Below are 16932 nucleotides of genomic sequence, written 5' to 3'. Positions count from 1 at the left end.
CAAATGCGGTAGTTATTAAACGTGCGTTAGTAAGCTTAGTTAAAGGTCGGTAGGTGCTTGGATTCACGCCCTGGCAGACCACAATCAAACCAACTGTGGTGCGCCTTGCGGTCGTCCCAAATGTGGTAATGCAGTTGCGACAGCATCACCGGGTCGTCGAGGAAATCCAAACGCTCTAATCGACTCATTGCCGCTGGCCCCATCCTTACTCCGCGTGCAACCCGCTCGGCTCGACGTCGGCGTAGTGGCTCGGCATCGGTGTGCCGCAACGTGCCTAGGGCAGTGGCCAATGCATTTGGCACGGGGTCTACCACCACTTGGGCAAAAGACGGTGCCGCCATTCCTGTGTTCATGCGGGATAGCAAGCTCACCATGCGCCGCAGCACCCGTGGCGGCTGCGTTTCTTCGGGAATCCGGAACAGCCGCTTTTGGAAGCAGAACCGCCCTAACGAAACACGGCTCGACAGCGCCGATACCGGGATCGACAGCATCAAAGCGAAAACGATGGGCGAGAGCCACCACAGAAATGTCGGCTCCATAACGTAAACACCCGCTGCCCACACAGCCCCTATTAAAGTTTGGCTCCAATGAGCCCGGAAGGCATCGCCCCACGTCGTGTCACTGTTTTCCCGCGATGGTGAGCGCCATTGAACCGCCCACCCCATCAATGACGTGAGTACAAAGCGGGTGTGAAACAGCATCCTGACTGGCGCCAATAGCATCGAGAATAGCGACTCAAGCACCATGCTCGCTAACACCTTGAGTGGCCCGCCAAATTGACGGCTACCCTGTATCCACACCAGCAATACGCTGAGCAGCTTAGGCAAGAACAGCAGTAACGCTGTCACACCAAACAACCCCACCGCTAAGGTGGGGTTCCATTGTGGCCAAACAGGGAACAGCATCCCCGGCTCAGGAAAGTAGTCGGGCGTGCTAAACGTATGCACGGCTAAAAGTGCGGTAGACAGGACTAAGAAAAGACACCATAGCGGCGCAGAAAGATAAGACATTAAACCGGTCAGGAAAACGGCCCGATGCACGGGATGAATGCCTTGCGAGAAAAACAGCCGGAAGTTCATCAAATTGCCGTGGCACCAGCGCCGGTCACGATTGAGCTCATCAAGCAGGTTAGGCGGCATTTCCTCATAGCTGCCTTCCAGTTTGTAGGCAATCCATACCCCCCAACCAGCGCGTCGCATCAGCGCTGCCTCGACAAAATCGTGGGATAAAATTTCGCCCGACATGGAGCCTTTCCCGGGCAGTGGCGCTAGGATGCAGTGCTGCATAAACGGGGCTAGGCGAATGATCGCGTTATGGCCCCAATAATGCGACTCACCTAACTGCCAAAAATGCAGCCCGGCGGTAAACAGTGGCCCGTAAACCCGCGTCGCAAACTGCTGCATGCGAGCGTACAAATTGAGACGTCCGGAAGCGCGTGGCGCCGTTTGGATAATACCAACCTTGGAATGCACCTCCATCATTTGCACCAGCCGGGTAAGGCATTGACCACTCATGACGCTATCGGCATCCAGTACCAGCATATAGCGATAGAGTGCCCCCCAGCGCCGGCAAAAATCGTCAAGGTTACCGCTCTTACGTTTCACACGACGCTGTCGACGGCGATAGAAGACCTGCCCGAAGGCCTCTAGGTCGCGGCATAACACCAACCAGGCATAGGTTTCTTGGATGGCAGTATCGGGATCGGACGTATCACTCAGGATGAAGATGTCAAAATGCCGATCATTACCCGTGCTGCGCAAAGACTCCAGGGTGGCGCGCACTCCGGCAAATACCCTGGCAACGTCCTCGTTACAGATGGGCACCAGCAACGCTGTGCGTGCCTCATCATCAATCGGCTCGTCACCCACCTCGCTATCAATGGCGTAACGGTCATGGCGGCGTAATAGCTGGAAAAACCCCATCAAGGCCGTCCAAAACCCGGCGGATACCCAGGCGAATAGCAGCACAAACAACGATAGGATAGTGATCTCAAGCCACTGCAGGCCTTGGCCGGGGAGTACAGTGCGCATCTGATTGGCGGCAATGATACTTTGACCAAAAATCAGCACCAGCAAAATCCAACGACGCCTTGAGGCGACCCACTTCCAAGACGCGGAGGGTGACGCTCTTTTGCGCCGGCGGAAATCACCGTTAGCCCAGCGCTTGAAGCGTCGACCAATATTCACAAAAGGATTGGTCGACCACTGTTGAGGGGCCAGCGGCGTTCGCTTCATCGCTGGCGCAGTGCGCAGTCGTGTAATGCCCGACGTGTCCGTCGACAGCGCTTCCTGCGGCGCTAGCGGCGGCTCTGCATAGGCAAGCGCCAAGCGCCGCCCCACAGATAATGCCGCTGGGTCATTGCTGTCGTCACTTTGGTCTTCAATAGCCCCGCCTAACGCCGCATGCAGCGAAGCCATTTCGTGTTTATCAAGATCACCGACCAGTAACTTGTAGCGCTCCTCACGATCCTGGGTCTCCAACGCCAACCGCTCTAAATAAAAATCCGTTGGCGTTGCCTGCGAAGAAGACATTTTCTCAGCCATTGGCAGGCAACCTATAGTACCAAGTCTCAGATAGTGGCTTGCCATCAAGCATTAGCTTGGCCCTAATATCCAAAGGCTGATTGCCGTTATTGCGCTTCACGTTGACAAACACACGCCAACCATTAGTGGCCGGATTATGTACAACCCGGCTAGCGGCCAATTCGCCATTCTCGCCTACGCTTGCCTCAACGCTTATATTTGCACCGTTGCCGATACCTTCAAGCGAGGGCCCGACAAAATCGAGAACGAAGGCGAGTGTACCGTCTGGCTCACGCACTAAGTCATCGCGAACCACCTCGCCCCGTGAGCGACGCGTCTCTTCAACCCAGGCAAGCTGAGGATCAAGATGACGGCTTTCATCAGTAGTGAACATAAGGCGGTAATCGAACGCCAGCGGCGTGCCCGGCTCATGGGGTTCATCAGACAGCCACATCGAGACGATATTATCGTTGGTCTCGTTGTCAGTCGGAATCTGAATCAGCTCAACGCTACCCGCCCCCCATTCGTTTTGTGGCTGAACCCAGGCGCTTGGACGCAGATCATAACGTGCGTCTATAGCCTGATAATCGCTAAAGCTGTGACCGCGCTGCATTAGGCCATAACCGCGTAACTGAGGCGTTGCATGTCTATTCATCATTAATCTGGCCGGATTGGCTAGCGGGCGCCACAGCCAGCCATTCTGGGCATCATCGATTAATAGGCCATTCGAGTCATGAATTGCCGGGATATAGTGTTGTGTCGATGAGGGCTGCTCCGGGCCGTAGAGATACATACTGGTTAGCGGTGCAATCCCCAACTTCTCAACCGCCCGACGCAGATAGAGCCGTGACTGTACGTCGACTAAGGCATCTTCTCCGGGACGTAGCACGAAGCGGTAGGCACCGGTAACGCTAGGCGAGTCCAGCAGGGCAAAAATCGTCAAGTACTGACTTTCTGGGCTTGGTTCGACGATCCAAATTTCGCTAAAACGGGGGAACTCTTCGCCCGAAGATAATCCCGTATCAACGGCCAACCCACGCCCTGAAAGACCGTAAACCTGGCCACTGCCCACGGCGCGAAAATAACTTGCGCCTAGAAATACCATCACCTCATTACTATCAACACCATTGAGTGAGTGGTTGATTCTGACGCCGGCGATACCCAAGCCATCGCTCTGCTTAACATCGTCGGAGATGTCTAAATCACCGTAGGTAAAGTCGTCAGGGTTGTAAGCAAAGGCGTGAACCTCGCCCTCCTGATCAATACTGTTTAATTGGATAGCACTGTCATAATGCATGCCTTCAGGGATAAAGCTCAGTGTGAAAGGTGCGCCTTTACCGCTCCATACGTCGCGATCGCGCTTGTACTGTATTTGCGCATACTGTGCATAGCTGAGTTCGCGCAGTTCGTCTGGCAACGAGGTTTCTGGGGCACGGTAGCCCTGCTGGGAGAGCTCCTCTGCTCTTCTGGCGACATCATCAAAGCCAAACGCCAAAGCCTCAACAGGGAGACTTCCAACCAGTAACCCGCCTAGTACGGCTACTGAAAAAAAGCCTTTTCGACGTGAAAGTTTATTTCGCGGGGTCGATCCACTCATTTAGCGTAATGCTCCTGTACAATCCTTTGACTGAATTCAAATTCGCTTATTTGCCGAACCGACATACGATTGAGTCCTTTCGATCAGCTAAATGCGTCCTTTTGCTATTGCTCACCATCGCTAAAGCACACACCGTGAGCGCATATGAAGTTGAGATTACAGCTTAGGTATAGCATGAGTCTAGACTACTTGGCACCCTGACTGACCGGGCTTTTTGAAAGGGCTGAGGCAAAAATTAGAAGTTGCTCGATTCGTTTGGCCGCGTGAACAGGCGCCACCTTAAGCGGGTGGTCTAATAGTGATAGCGGGCTTGGAGGGAGTCCTTCGCGAACGCTTTAGGCAAAATCGCTCTACTGATTTAGCGAAGCCAGCGATGGGCAAACATTTCGGCGGGTAAAGGTCGGTCAAAGTAGTAGCCTTGCCCCTGAGCACAGCCCATTGCCAGCAACGCGGTGATTTGGTCTTGGTTCTCTATGCCTTCTGCAATGGTCTCAAGGCCCAGCGTGTTCGCCATGGCAATAATAGTCGCCACAATGACTCGGTCATTGTCGCTGGTAAGCATATCGCGCACAAAAGAGATATCAATTTTGATTTTGTCAGCGGCGAAACGCTTTAGGTAAGCAAGCGATGAATACCCGGTGCCAAAATCGTCAATGGATAGCCCTAGCCCTTTGCTCTTTAACACTTCAGTGATGGCAATCGCCTTTTCAGGATTCTCCATAATGCCACTTTCGGTAATTTCCAGGCTCAGTTGTGACGCTTCAATGCCGAACTGGGCACAGCGATTGAGCACGCTGGCCACCAAGTCCTCCTCTTCAAATTGCTGTGCGGCAATATTAATCGCCAACTGACCCGGCATCATGGTGTGCCCCTGCTCTCGCCATGCAGCAAGCTGCCTGCAGGCTTCCTCGACTACCCAACTGCCGAGCGCAACGATCATGCCGCGCTCCTCCGCAATAGGAATAAATTTACCCGGCGAAACGTCGCCCAGTTCCTCATCGTGCCAGCGACACAGGGCTTCAGCGCCAATTAGCCTGCCGCTGTGTAAATCGACCTGGGGCTGAAAGTGGAGACTCAGCTGTTTTTCTGCAATGGCAGACGCTAAGCGTTTGGCGATATGCAGCTGTTCCGCAACGAAACGCCCCATCCAAGGCTCAAAGACACACACGGAAAGCTTCTGCCGTTTGGCTTGATACATGGCAATGTCCGCGTGTTTCAACAGCTCTAATGGCGTTGCCGCATGCTGAGGATAAAGCGCGAGGCCGATGCCCACCGAGAGTTCGAAAGAGTGCTGCTCAACAATAAACGGCAGCGCGATGCTGTCACACAGCCGCTGAGCAGTGGCTAACGCGCCGTTTGCTTCAACACCTGGGCAAACCACCACAAATTCATCGCCACCCAAGCGGGCCAGGTATTGCCCCTCCGTTAACGAGGCTACAAAGCGTTCGGCAACGGCCTTAAGGACTAAATCACCCAGGTCGTGCCCAGCGGTGTCGTTAATCTCTTTGAAATGGTTAAGATCTAACAACAGTAGCGCCAGTTCAGAGGTCTGGGTATCAGCAACCACCCACTCTAAATGACGCATAAAGGCAGCGCGATTGGGCAATTGAGTGCCGGGGTCACAAAAGGCGAGTTGGCGTATACGTACTTCGTCTTGCTGGCGTTCAAGTTCGGACGCCGCCCGTGCGGCAAATATCTGCAATACGTTGCGCACAACCTCCACATCGTCCAGCGGCTTTTTAAACATGACGCCAATCAGCCCCATGGGCTGACCATGGCTATCATCCAGCCGTCGACCTACATAGCCGTTTACCCAAGACAGCGCCCCGTTGCTTTCAGCAGGCAGCATAATGGCGGCGCCCTCGTGAACGATACACTCCTGCTCCACCATCACCTTGTGGCAGGGAACACCGGGAAGATAATAGGCAAAATTGCTTTGCCGCTGGCCATTTACATACAGCGTTAAGGTATGCGCTATATCAGTATCTTGCGCATCCAGCAGCCCAATAAAGCCTACTTCGGCTGATAATGCCTCGGCCATATGGGCGGTGAGTTGGTGCAGAAACGCTTCGCCATTTTCAGCCGAAACCGCCGTCGCCACACTAACCACGGCGTGCTGAAAACGTTGCTGCGCATTAATCGTGTTGATCAGTGCTTCATTGCGTTGACCAATGCGTTGCAGCGCCCGTTGCTTATATAGCAGGCGTTCGCGCGTATGACTCTCCGCTAACTGGCGCGCCAACTCGACGCCCGCTAACGCCGCAGCGATACGCAGCACTTCGTCGGCATACGGAGGCAGCCTCAAAACAGAGGAGTGCATCAGCGCAATAACACCCAAAAAACCGCCGCCAGGCGCGGCTATGGAGATACCCAAGTACCCCTCCGCACCCAGGGCAGCCAGGCGCTGATCATCCGGGAACCGCTGTTGAACTTGGGAAGCAACAAACAGCCTGGAGTGATCAGCGACCTGCTGGCATGGCGTACCTTGAAGTGAATATGGAACCATCTCAATGAATTCACCCTGAGACCACTCCGCCAGCGTGGTCGCAATGCTCTGGTGGCTATCGACATGTTCAACAATGGCATGATCAACCCCGAGGATATCCGCTAAGGATCTCGCAAGGTGCTGAAAAAAACCCTCTTCACTGACGCAGGACAACTTATCCGCCAACTGTCGAAAAATCTCTGGTGCAGAAGTAGGTGGCATGTTATTAAGCGCCTTCAGATTTACACATCAAGCTTCTCTCGTTCATCCTGAAAAGTTTCTTTAAAAACACACCCGTCGCGCCATTAACGCTTCCGGCAACTGATCCAATGCTAAAACCTCTAAATGGAAAACCACTCAACACTTAATAACTCTTTACATTTAAACCCTTAAAAAACTTTCCAAAAAGACTAAGACCACTCAAACATTAATCTTTAAAACCATTCAACTATTATGTCTACCGATACACGTTCAGCTATTGAAATCATAGCTGTAGGTTTTTCATCTATGCAGCCATATACACCTAAGTGTTTATGCTTATTTGGATACCCAATTAACTTCCCATCGCTGCATCACACATTTCAGAGAGTAATCCAATGAAACAAAAAGTAACTATCGGCATCCAAATCAACCTTAGAAGATGATATTCAACCTAAACAGTCCTTCATGTCAATAGGTCGTTCCTCAACCATCTAGGTCTAATGGAGGGCATTGTGAATAAAACAGAACAGAAACGGCTAGCGGGCAGTATCGGCAGGGCCATTGCAAAACAGCGGGTTCGCAGTCAATTAACCCAGGAAGAAGTTGCTGAGCGCTTGGGTGTTGGCAATGAAGCCGTTTCGCGCATTGAGCGCGGGCGGGTGATACCCAATATTGTGCGTCTAATAGAGCTTGCTGAAATTTTCAACTGCGAGGCTGCAGAGCTGTTTGGGCAAGCCAGTTTTCATATCGATGATCAGTCAAGCAGAATGAAGCAGCTTTTGGCCCCATTAAATCAAAATGATCGCAAACTCGTTATCGATATTGTTGAAAACTTAGCCACACGCCTACAGAAGGGATAATGATGCATAATGACAAACACTCGCCACTATCATCTTAAGGCCAATCAACACTCGTTACTTATATTCAACTAGAGAGAAATCAATCTCCTACCAGTTTATAAAAAAGTGAATTAAACATGACTTATTTTATAAACTTTACAACACTGGTTTTTTAAAATGAGTTACATAACATGCGCACTCGCGATTGGTTGAATGATTGCTTTCATGCTATAGGTAGTCTGACCAGCCGTTCAGCAATCGCAGCGTTGCGCTGCAAAGAGGCGTTATGTTCAACACCACTGCATGGAACCGACTGCGCTATACCGCTTACGCGCCCTTCTACGATGCGGTCGCCGCCAGTGCGTTTCGCCGGCCCCGACGTATCGCACTTGGCCAAGTGGACTGGGAGCCCGGTATGCGAGTGCTACTGGTAGGCGCCGGAACGGGGTTAGACTTACCTTTTCTGCCCCATGATATCGAAGTGCACGCCACCGATATTGCACCTGCCATGGTGAAACGCACCGCAAAACGGGCCGAGGCACTGCGCCGCGATGTGGAGTGTGGTGTGATGGATGCCGAGGCACTCAGCTACCCCGACGAACACTTTGATGTAGTGGTGATGCACTTGATTCTGGCGGTTATGCCTGACCCACAGCGAGGACTGGCCGAAGCTAACCGGGTGCTAAAAGTAGGCGGTCAACTGTGCGTAATGGATAAATTTCAACCCGATGCTCAACTGGCAGGTGTAGGCAGGCGTACTCTCAACCTATTCACTTCGGCATTGGCAACCGATATTACCCGCCAAGCGCAGTCACTGCTCAGCGAGGCTGGGTTCCAGATTCGCCACGATGAGCCGGTGCTGATGAATGGACTATTTCGTGCACTGCTAGCCGCCAAGCTAGCACCTTCAAGCCGTTAAACGTGTGACTTTTTACCGCTGCCTCAAGGCTAGCGATCGCTAAGTAAACTACCTAAGCTGTCTGACTATTTTACCGATACCACTCGGATTCAAGCCAATGACAGCCCGCTTTCCTACCCGCACTGGTAAACTGCTTTTTGCCCTAATTAGCCGCCTACACTTATATATTGGCCTCTTTATCGGTCCTTTTATTCTTATCGCGGCATTATCCGGCATTGCTTACTTGCTGAGCCCACCACTTGAAGAGTGGTTCTACCATGACACCCTATATGGCATTACTCAGGGTGAGCCTCAACCGCTTGCCGAACAGATCGCTGCTGGGCAGCGTTATCTAGGCGCCCCAACCTTACCCAGTGCGGTACGTCCAGCTCCGGCGCTAGGCGACACCACACGACTGATGTTTAGCGAGCCAGGCTTAGGGCCCTCGGAACACCGTGCTGTATTCGTTGACCCCATTTCCCTGGCAGTGACCGGTGATACAACGGTATACGGCACCAGCGGCATCTTGCCGCTGCGCACCATGATCGATCACTTTCACCGCCAGCTATTAATGGGCGATATGGGCCGTCTGTATAGTGAACTGGCTGCCTCATGGCTCTGGGTTGCCGCGCTGGGTGGCGTAATACTGTGGGTTTGGCAACGCCGCACGCTAAAAGCGCGTTCAAGGCCTCATACAGCCCGCCGACGCCACGCAACGCTTGGATGGGTCTTATCGCTCGGGCTCCTGTTCTTTTCCGCCACAGGGCTTACTTGGTCACAGTGGGCGGGCAGCAATATTGCCGAGCTACGGCATGCATGGGGCTGGAGTACGCCAAGCGCCTCAACAGCGCTGATCGATACCGATACACAACCACACGATGAACATGCAGAACATCGCGGCCACATGGCAATGGTGTCCACAGCCATCACGTCAGACGACTTTGATCGGGCGCTGAGTGCTGCGCGTCAGGCGGGCATCAGCGCTGCACGACTGCAGCTAACGCCCCCGAGTGGCCCTCAACAGGCATGGAGGGTAGCCGAAATTGATCGCCAGTGGCCTACCCAAGTAGACCAAGTAGCGCTGGACCCGCATAGCATGGCAGTGACCGATCAAACCGACTTCAACACGTTTCCTTTGGCAGCCAAACTCACCCGCTGGGGGATTGATCTGCATATGGGGGTGCTGTTTGGCATCGTTAATCAAGTCATGCTGGCAACGATCGCTGCGGGGCTTGTGACATTGATAGTATGGGGCTATTTGATGGCATGGCGGCGACTGCGCGCGCTAAGTGGTCAGCGCTTTCCCACGGTGGCTGAGCCCTGGCTAATGCTGCCTACCACGGCCAAACTAAGCATACTGTTTGTCGCTATTGCGCTGGGCGTGGCGCTGCCAGTATTGGGCGTCAGCCTTGCGGTTTTTATCGTGATTGATGCGCTGCGCTGGTATGTTAAACAACGCTACAGCGCACACCGCCTAACCCAATTAAACGAGGTGAAAGATGCCAAAAGCCCCCGTTAAGCGCTTTCGCCGGTTACCCGACGACGAACAGTCGCGCGTTATCGAAATGGCCTGGGAAGACCGCACACCGTTTGAAGCCATCGAAACGCTCTATGGCCTTGCCGAACCCGATGTGATTGAAGTGATGCGTGATCAGCTAAAACCGGCTTCCTTTCGCCTATGGCGCAAGCGCGTCACTGGCCGCGCCACCAAACATACTGCATTGCGTTCACCCGATGTGTTACGCGGTTACTGCCCAACGCAATATAAGCGCTGACGCTCCTTAACAGATATAAGCAGACGTGTTGCCCCTCTAAACGGGGCTTTCTCTTAACGCCTCTTTATTGTTATATTATCACATAACATAAACCCATTTAGAGGTGACCTAGCAATGGCCGCATTTTCTCCCCTCCCCGTGACGGTGCTCTCGGGTTTTCTGGGTGCTGGTAAAACCACCGTGCTCAATCATATTCTTGCCAATCGCGAAGGTCGCCGGGTGGCGGTGATCGTTAACGATATGAGCGAGGTGAATATTGACGGTGCGCTGGTGCGGGGTGGCCCTGGCGAGTCGACGTTGGATGGCGATGTTGCTCTGAACCGCTCTGAAGAGCGTTTAGTAGAGATGAGCAACGGCTGCATCTGCTGCACCCTGCGCGAAGACTTGCTAGTAGAAGTCAGCCAGTTGGCTCGAGAGGGCAAGTTCGATTACCTGGTCATTGAGTCCACCGGGATTTCAGAGCCGCTGCCCGTGGCGGAAACCTTCACCTTTGAAGATGAAAGCGGCCAGAGCCTTTCCCACGTAGCGCGGCTGGATACGCTGGTCACCGTCGTCGATGGCGCCAACTTTCTTGAACAGTACCGCGAAGCGCAAAGCCTCGCTGAAGCGGGCGAAAGTTTAGGCGAAGACGACGAGCGCAACGTCGCCGACCTGCTGGTTGATCAAATCGAGTTTTGCGATGTGCTGTTGATCAGCAAGACTGACCTGATCAGTGAGAAAGAGTTAGCAGCGCTGAAGGCGATTCTACACTCGCTGAACCCCGACGCGGAGCTGGTACCGATCACTCAAGGCGGCGTGCCGCTAGACAAAGTGCTGGATACCGGCAAGTTCAACTTTGAGCGCGCCCAGCAAGCGCCAGGCTGGCTAAAAGAGATGCGCGGTGAGCATGTACCAGAAACCGAAGAGTACGGGATTGCCAGCTTTGCTTATCATGCCCGTCGTCCCTTCCATCCGCAGAAATTCCACGACTTGCTCAACCAGGAGTGGTTCGGAAAAGGCTTATTACGCTCGAAGGGCTTTTTCTGGCTCGCCACTCGCCCTCAAGCCGCTGGTCAGTGGAGTCAGGCAGGCGGCATCGCCCACCACGGCCCGGCAGGCGTGTTCTGGAAGACAATTCCCGAAGAGCGCTGGCCAACGGATCCAGAAACGCGTCAGTTTATTATGGAGAAGTGGCAGGAGCCGTTCGGTGATATGCGCCAGGAACTGGTCTTTATCGGCCAGAACCTGGATCAAGCTAAAATGCGTGAAGCGCTGGATGGCTGCCTGCTAAGCGAAGCGGAACTACTGGAAGGCATGAACGCGTGGAAGAAACTGCCCGATCCATTCCCGTCCTGGGAATAAGTAAGAGCTAATAACGCTTAAATGCAAAGAGAGAGGCCGCAGCCTCTCTCTTTTTTATTGCCTGCACTTTTTCTTGCTAAAAGCTCTATTGCAGCATACTGGGCAACCAAGTCGCGAGGCCCGGAAACACGATCAGCACCGCGACCAGCAGCATCGAACAGAGAATGTAGGGAATCGCTGCCGAGTATATTTCACGCATGGTAGTACCTGCCGGAGCGACCCCTTTCATGACAAACAACAACAGACCCAAGGGCGGCGTTGAGAAACTGATTTCAAGCGCAAGCAGAACAACGATACCGAACCACACCAAATCAAACCCCAGCGCCTGGGCGAGTGGGAAAAAGATTGGCACGGTCAGCATCATGATAGAGATCTGCTCCATAAAGGTGCCCAGCACCAGTAGCACCGCAAACATCGCCAGGAGCATCAGAATCGGCGACAGATCAAAACTGGTCGCCCAGCCGATCAAGCCACCCGAAGCGCCAGAGAAGCCGAGCAACTGACTGAAGGTAGCCGAGCCAAACACGATCAGGTAGGCCATCAGCGTGACTTTCAGGGCCCCGGTGACCGAAAGCTTAAACGCCTCCCAGGTCATGCAGCGGAAAATAAACGCCAGGATAATCACGCCTAGCGCACCAAAGGCTGCAGCCTCTGACGGCGTGGCAAACCCAATCAGCATTAGTGTGACGATAATCACCATCACACTGAGCATGGGTAGAATATCGGTCACGATCAGTTTGAGCTTCGCGCTCAGCGGCACCGGCTCAAGCTCATAATTCGGGGCGGCCAAAGGATCCAGCTTGGTTTGAATAAAGATGGTCGCGATATAGAACCCCGCCAGCGTTAGCCCCGGCAGAATACCGGCGATAAGCAGTGCGCCAATATCCACTTTCGCCAAGGTTGCTAACAGCACTGCCAGCGCGGAGGGCGGAATGATAATCGCCAGGCCGCCAGTGCCCAGAATCGGGCCAATCGCCATTTTCTTTTTATAGCCCCGCCGCTCCATTTCCGGCACCAGTAACGAACCCATTAATGCCGTAGAGCCCATGGAGGAGCCACTCAGCGTTGAGAACGCCGTACCACCCACCACTGTGACGTAAGATAAACGCCCCGGCACCTTGCCCATTAGCTGATCCACAGCGTTGAACATTTTCATGCCCAGCCCGGTACGGAAAAACAGTTCGCCCATCAACAGGAACAGCGGAATGGGCACCAAGTTAAAGCTGGAGAGTGCGCCGAAACCGTTGTTGAGCATCTGTAAAATGCCGGTTTGGCCCCCCATAAAGTGCCAGGCGCCAATCACGTTGGCGGCCAAAAACGCTAAAGCAATGGGGGTACCAATGGCCATGAACAGGAGAATCAGCGAGAGCAGGAAAGCGAGCGCAAAGTACCATTCCATTATTCTTTAATCCCCGCTTCGCCGCTGTGAAGAATTTCATGGCCCACCACAAAGCGGCCAAATTCGATCGCCATCAGGGAAAAGCTGATGGGGAAGACGATGGTTAGTATCCATTTCGGCACAAAGAAAGCCCGTACGTCATAGTCAGTGCGCTCAATATTGAGCAGCACCAGATCAAGCCCCTTCCACGCCAGCACACCGCACACCACGACACAGAGCAGCGACACCCCACGGCTGAGGATATTCAGCGCTGCAGGTGGCAACACCGAGGTCAGCAGCTCGATATGCACATGCCCTTTTTGGCGCACCAGCCAGGGAGCTCCGAGTAAGGTGAGGTAGAACATGGCGTATTCGGTGGAGAGGAAAAACCACGCAGAAGGCTGAAGGCCTAAGTTACGAATCACCACCGAAAGCACCACGGCCACCATCAGCCAGACCAGCATGATGGCGGCCAGCAGTGCCATGCCGTTGAGCAGCAGCAGATAGCCGCGTTGTGCGTAGCGCATAAAAAACCCTAGAAAATAAGCCACACAAATAGGGCGCTCAATCGCTCGGCGCCCCTACGTTTCTATAGATCGTTGAATTTTTCGATCAGCGTATCGTAATGCTCAAGCCCCATGGGGTGGCGCTCCATCTGGCCGCGCATACGCTCCCAGGTGGCATCCCGGGCAGCGTCTGAGAAGCGCTGTGCTGCTTCGCCTTCCAGGGTGATGACCTGCATGCCATCAGCCTCAAGCTCGGCTTGCTGTTCTTTGGCTAATTCAGCCAGTTGTTCGGCGCTGTCGCGCTCATGCTCAATGGCGACTTCCTGAAGAATTTGCTGCGACTCTTCGCTGAGCTGGTTCCACTTATCCAGGTTAACGATCACCCCCATATCGGTAGAGAAGAAGGCAGGGTCAACCCGGTAGTTAAGGAAACGATCCCAGTTGAGGTCTTTCAGGCCAATCTGCGTCCAGCCGGTCGCGTTCACTACGCCTCGCTCCAGGGCCGCATAAACATCGGTGGTCGGCAGGCTGATTGGCTGCGCGCCCAGGTAGTCCTGGAAGAAGGCGTCATACACCGGGTTACTGCGTAAGCGTAGGCCCGAAACGTTTAGATTACCTTCGTCATCAATGGTGGGCTCATCAATGGTGTAGAAGTTGTAGCTGACCCCACTGTCGAACCAGCCCAAGTAGTAGGTGCCCATTTTCTCCTGATGAATTTCATTCAGCAGATCGATGCCGCCATTTTCACGGGCGAAAATAGCGTTGGTGTTCGAGGCAACCATGGCATCGCGCTCTGGCACGGTGCCCGCGTAGAAGCTCGCGGCGGTGTAGGCCATATCGACCACGCCGTTGCGCACTGCGTCGGGCTGTTCGGAAAGACCAATCACTTCAGGGCCGCCGCGCACGTTAATTTGCACCACACCTTCACCGCGCTCGTTGACCTTATCGACGAACTCTAAAAAGCTCTGGGTATAGATCAGCGAGGGAGGAAACGCATGCACGGCGGTGATTTCATCCAGCGCCAGCGCCTGAGTAGATGCCAGGGCTGTCAACACGCCCATCGTTAGCGTTACTTTTTTCATCGGTTAGTCTCCTGCACAAAGGGAATTACGTTATTGGGTGTTTTTGAACCATTGATGCAAGCGTGCGTGCTGTTTTTATGGTGATCTACTATTTGAGTAACACTAGGTGCCGCTACCCTTTACTGATAATGGTGGATTCTGGAGACTGCGCCGCCGTCCAGGGAAACTGCTTGGCGTACATATCTGCAAAACAGGTAATAGTGTCAGCATGCTGGCGAGTCATATCGATATCATCCCAGCCGTTGAGCAGTTTGGTACGCCATACGGGGCTAATAGAAAAGCTAACCTCTACTTCGGCAACACGAATTAACTGCTGCTCCAAATCAACGTAAATTGCGGCTGGTGAATCGCCAAGGGCTGCCAGCAGGCGCTCGACGTCATCCTCTTCAACAACAGCAGGTAGTAAGCCGTTATTGACGGCGTTAGAGGCAAAAATATCGCCGAAGCTCGGTGCCACTACGCAGCGAAAGCCGTAATCGACTAGCGCATAGACGGCTGCTTCCCGTGAGGAACCAGCGCCAAAGTTACGGCGGCTAACCATCACTTCGGCATCTGCTGCTCTGGGGCGATGAAGAATAAAATTTGTATCCGGCGTGCCCTGCTCATCGTGACGAACGTCGTAAAGTAGAAATTGACCGTAGCCCACACTGCGTGGCTCTTTCATAAAGCGCGCAGGAATTAGCTGGTCGGTGTCCACGTTAGCTGCAGCAAGGGCAACGCCGAGAGTGTCTAGTACGGTAATGGGTTGCATTAGTGCGCTCCTGAAGTCTGGAAGAATGAATCACTGCCAGCAGGTAAAGAACGTACATCGGCTAACCGCCCATTGACCGCCGCGGCAGCCACCATCGCAGGCGACATCAAATGGGTGCGCGCCCCTGGTCCCTGGCGGCCTTTAAAGTTGCGGTTGGTGGTGGACGCACAGCGCTCACCGCTGGCGACTAAATCACCGTTCATACCCACGCACATGGAGCAACCGGAGTGGCGCCACTCAAGCCCGGCATCAATAAAGATACGGTCTAACCCTTCGGCTTCGGCCTGGGTTTTCACCAGGGTTGAGCCTGGCGAGACCATGCCGGGCACGCGGCTTTTGTGGCCTGCCAGGACAGCCGCAGCGGCGCGCAAATCTTCAATGCGGGCGTTGGTGCAGGAGCCAATAAACACCCGGTCAATGGTGATATCGGTGAGCTTTTGCCCCGCCGTTAGCCCCATATAGGACAAGCTATCCCGGGCTTGGCGCGCTTTCGCCGGATCGCTCAATTGATCAGGATCAGGCACCGCCTGGTCGATCGGCAACGCTTCTTCCGGCGAGACACCCCAGGTCACTGTCGGCGCAATCTCATCGGCGTGCAGCGTCACCTCAAGATCAAAGCTGGCGCCTGGGTCGCTGTAGAGCGTGGACCAGTAAGCGCAGGCTTGGTCGAAAGCCTTCCCTTTAGGGCTCCAGGGGCGCTCGCGCAGATAGTCGAAGGTGGTTTGGTCTGGGGCAATCATGCCGCAGCGACCGCCGCCCTCAATGGAGAGATTACACAGCGTAAGCCGCGCTTCCATGGAGAGCGAGCGGATCGCCTCGCCAGCGTACTCAATGGCATAGCCGCGAGCACCGTCGGCGCCCAGGCGCGCAATCCAGGTCAGCGCAATATCTTTAGCCGTGATGCCCTCGGCGAGTTGACCCTCGACGGTAATCCGCATCACCTTGGGTTTGCTTTGCCACAGGGTTTGGGTGGCCAGTACGTGGGCCACTTCCGAGGCACCAATACCAAAGGCAATGCTGCCAAAGGCGCCATGGGTGGCGGTGTGGCTATCGCCGCACACCATCACCATGCCCGGCTGGGTAAGCCCCTGCTCGGGGCCTAGCACATGCACAATGCCCTGGCGTGGGTCATCCAAGCCAAACAGCGTCACCCCATGTTGGTGGGTATTTTGCGACAGCTGTTCAATCATCAAACGCACCTTGGGATCGGCAACGCCGGCTAAATCGCGGGCTAGCGTCGGTACGTAGTGGTCAGCAATGCCGAAGGTTAAATCGGGCCGAGCAACGGGCAGTTGGCGCTCACCCAGCTTATTGAACGCATGAAAGGAGCCTTCGTGAACAAAGTGACGGTCAATCCACAGCAGGCTCTGACCACTTTCACTGCGGTGAACCTCGTGGGCGCGCCAAACTTTGTCAAATAGCGTTGTAGGGGTACTCATTGTCGTCGCTCGTTGCCTCAGCCTTCGTTGGTCTTATCGTCACCACCCCAATACAACTAGCGCAGTTTCACAACACAGGTCAAATGTATTTTTTGTAATTTTTTATCTGTATTAAATT

The 16932-nt window shown here is 54.0% G+C and carries 13 protein-coding genes; 5 read left to right on the top strand and 8 right to left on the bottom strand.

Annotated features, from left to right (window positions below; genetic code table 11):
* Positions 1 to 35: 35 nt before the first annotated feature.
* The 3 genes from mdoH to U738_RS01245 form a co-directional block, all read right to left on the bottom strand.
* Positions 36 to 2531 (bottom strand): glucans biosynthesis glucosyltransferase MdoH, encoded by a 2496-nt coding sequence (gene mdoH / locus U738_RS01255; RefSeq protein WP_235208623.1) that lies wholly within the window; start codon positions 2529 to 2531, stop codon positions 36 to 38.
* Positions 2532 to 2535: 4 nt separating this feature from the next.
* Positions 2536 to 4119 (bottom strand): glucan biosynthesis protein G, encoded by a 1584-nt coding sequence (locus tag U738_RS01250; RefSeq protein ID WP_035576629.1) that lies wholly within the window; start codon positions 4117 to 4119, stop codon positions 2536 to 2538.
* Between the two features lie 358 nt (positions 4120 to 4477).
* Positions 4478 to 6826, bottom strand: coding sequence for a putative bifunctional diguanylate cyclase/phosphodiesterase (locus U738_RS01245; protein ID WP_035576628.1), 2349 nt, complete (start codon positions 6824 to 6826; stop codon positions 4478 to 4480).
* Positions 6827 to 7317: 491 nt separating this feature from the next.
* Between U738_RS01245 and U738_RS01240 the strand changes: the two genes are divergently transcribed.
* The 5 genes from U738_RS01240 to zigA all read left to right on the top strand — a co-directional run bounded on the left by U738_RS01240 (position 7318) and on the right by zigA (position 11658).
* On the top strand, positions 7318 to 7665 hold the full coding sequence (locus tag U738_RS01240; protein ID WP_035576627.1) for a helix-turn-helix domain-containing protein: 348 nt from the start codon (positions 7318 to 7320) through the stop codon (positions 7663 to 7665).
* Positions 7666 to 7930: 265 nt separating this feature from the next.
* The gene (locus tag U738_RS01235) at positions 7931 to 8563 is read left to right on the top strand and encodes a class I SAM-dependent methyltransferase (protein ID WP_035576626.1); all 633 of its coding nucleotides are present in this window, start codon (positions 7931 to 7933) and stop codon (positions 8561 to 8563) included.
* A 97-nt stretch (positions 8564 to 8660) separates the two neighbouring features.
* Positions 8661 to 10061, top strand: a complete 1401-nt coding sequence (locus U738_RS01230) for a PepSY-associated TM helix domain-containing protein (RefSeq protein WP_050713921.1) — start codon at positions 8661 to 8663, stop codon at positions 10059 to 10061.
* Positions 10042 to 10317 carry a TIGR03643 family protein gene (locus U738_RS01225; RefSeq protein ID WP_035576625.1) on the top strand — a complete coding sequence of 92 codons (276 nt, stop codon included), beginning with the start codon at positions 10042 to 10044 and terminating at the stop codon, positions 10315 to 10317. Before U738_RS01230 ends, U738_RS01225 begins: the two co-directional genes overlap by 20 nt.
* A 114-nt stretch (positions 10318 to 10431) precedes the next feature.
* Positions 10432 to 11658 carry a zinc metallochaperone GTPase ZigA gene (gene zigA, locus U738_RS01220; RefSeq protein ID WP_035576624.1) on the top strand — a complete coding sequence of 409 codons (1227 nt, stop codon included), beginning with the start codon at positions 10432 to 10434 and terminating at the stop codon, positions 11656 to 11658.
* An 85-nt stretch (positions 11659 to 11743) separates the two neighbouring features.
* Here zigA and U738_RS01215 read toward each other — a convergent pair whose 3' ends face one another.
* From U738_RS01215 to leuC, 5 genes are all read right to left on the bottom strand, one after another.
* Positions 11744 to 13057 (bottom strand): TRAP transporter large permease, encoded by a 1314-nt coding sequence (locus tag U738_RS01215; RefSeq protein WP_035576622.1) that lies wholly within the window; start codon positions 13055 to 13057, stop codon positions 11744 to 11746.
* On the bottom strand, positions 13057 to 13563 hold the full coding sequence (locus tag U738_RS01210; protein ID WP_035576621.1) for a TRAP transporter small permease: 507 nt from the start codon (positions 13561 to 13563) through the stop codon (positions 13057 to 13059). The genes U738_RS01215 and U738_RS01210 overlap by 1 nt, the downstream gene beginning before the upstream one ends.
* Positions 13564 to 13625: 62 nt before the next feature.
* Positions 13626 to 14624: a TRAP transporter substrate-binding protein DctP gene (gene dctP, locus U738_RS01205; protein ID WP_035576620.1), complete on the bottom strand. Its 999-nt coding sequence runs from the start codon at positions 14622 to 14624 to the stop codon at positions 13626 to 13628.
* Between the two features lie 112 nt (positions 14625 to 14736).
* Entirely contained in the window at positions 14737 to 15375 is a 639-nt protein-coding gene (leuD, locus tag U738_RS01200) for a 3-isopropylmalate dehydratase small subunit (RefSeq protein ID WP_035576619.1), read from the bottom strand.
* Entirely contained in the window at positions 15375 to 16814 is a 1440-nt protein-coding gene (leuC, locus tag U738_RS01195; RefSeq protein ID WP_035576618.1) for a 3-isopropylmalate dehydratase large subunit, read from the bottom strand. Before leuC ends, leuD begins: the two co-directional genes overlap by 1 nt.
* Positions 16815 to 16932: the final 118 nt, after the last annotated feature.

The organism is Halomonas sp. TG39a, assembly GCF_000744395.1.
In the GTDB taxonomy this organism is placed as follows: domain Bacteria; phylum Pseudomonadota; class Gammaproteobacteria; order Pseudomonadales; family Halomonadaceae; genus Vreelandella; species Vreelandella ventosae_B.
The sequence above is the reverse complement of the archived record's forward strand: the minus strand, read 5'-3'. Positions and strand labels throughout refer to the sequence as shown.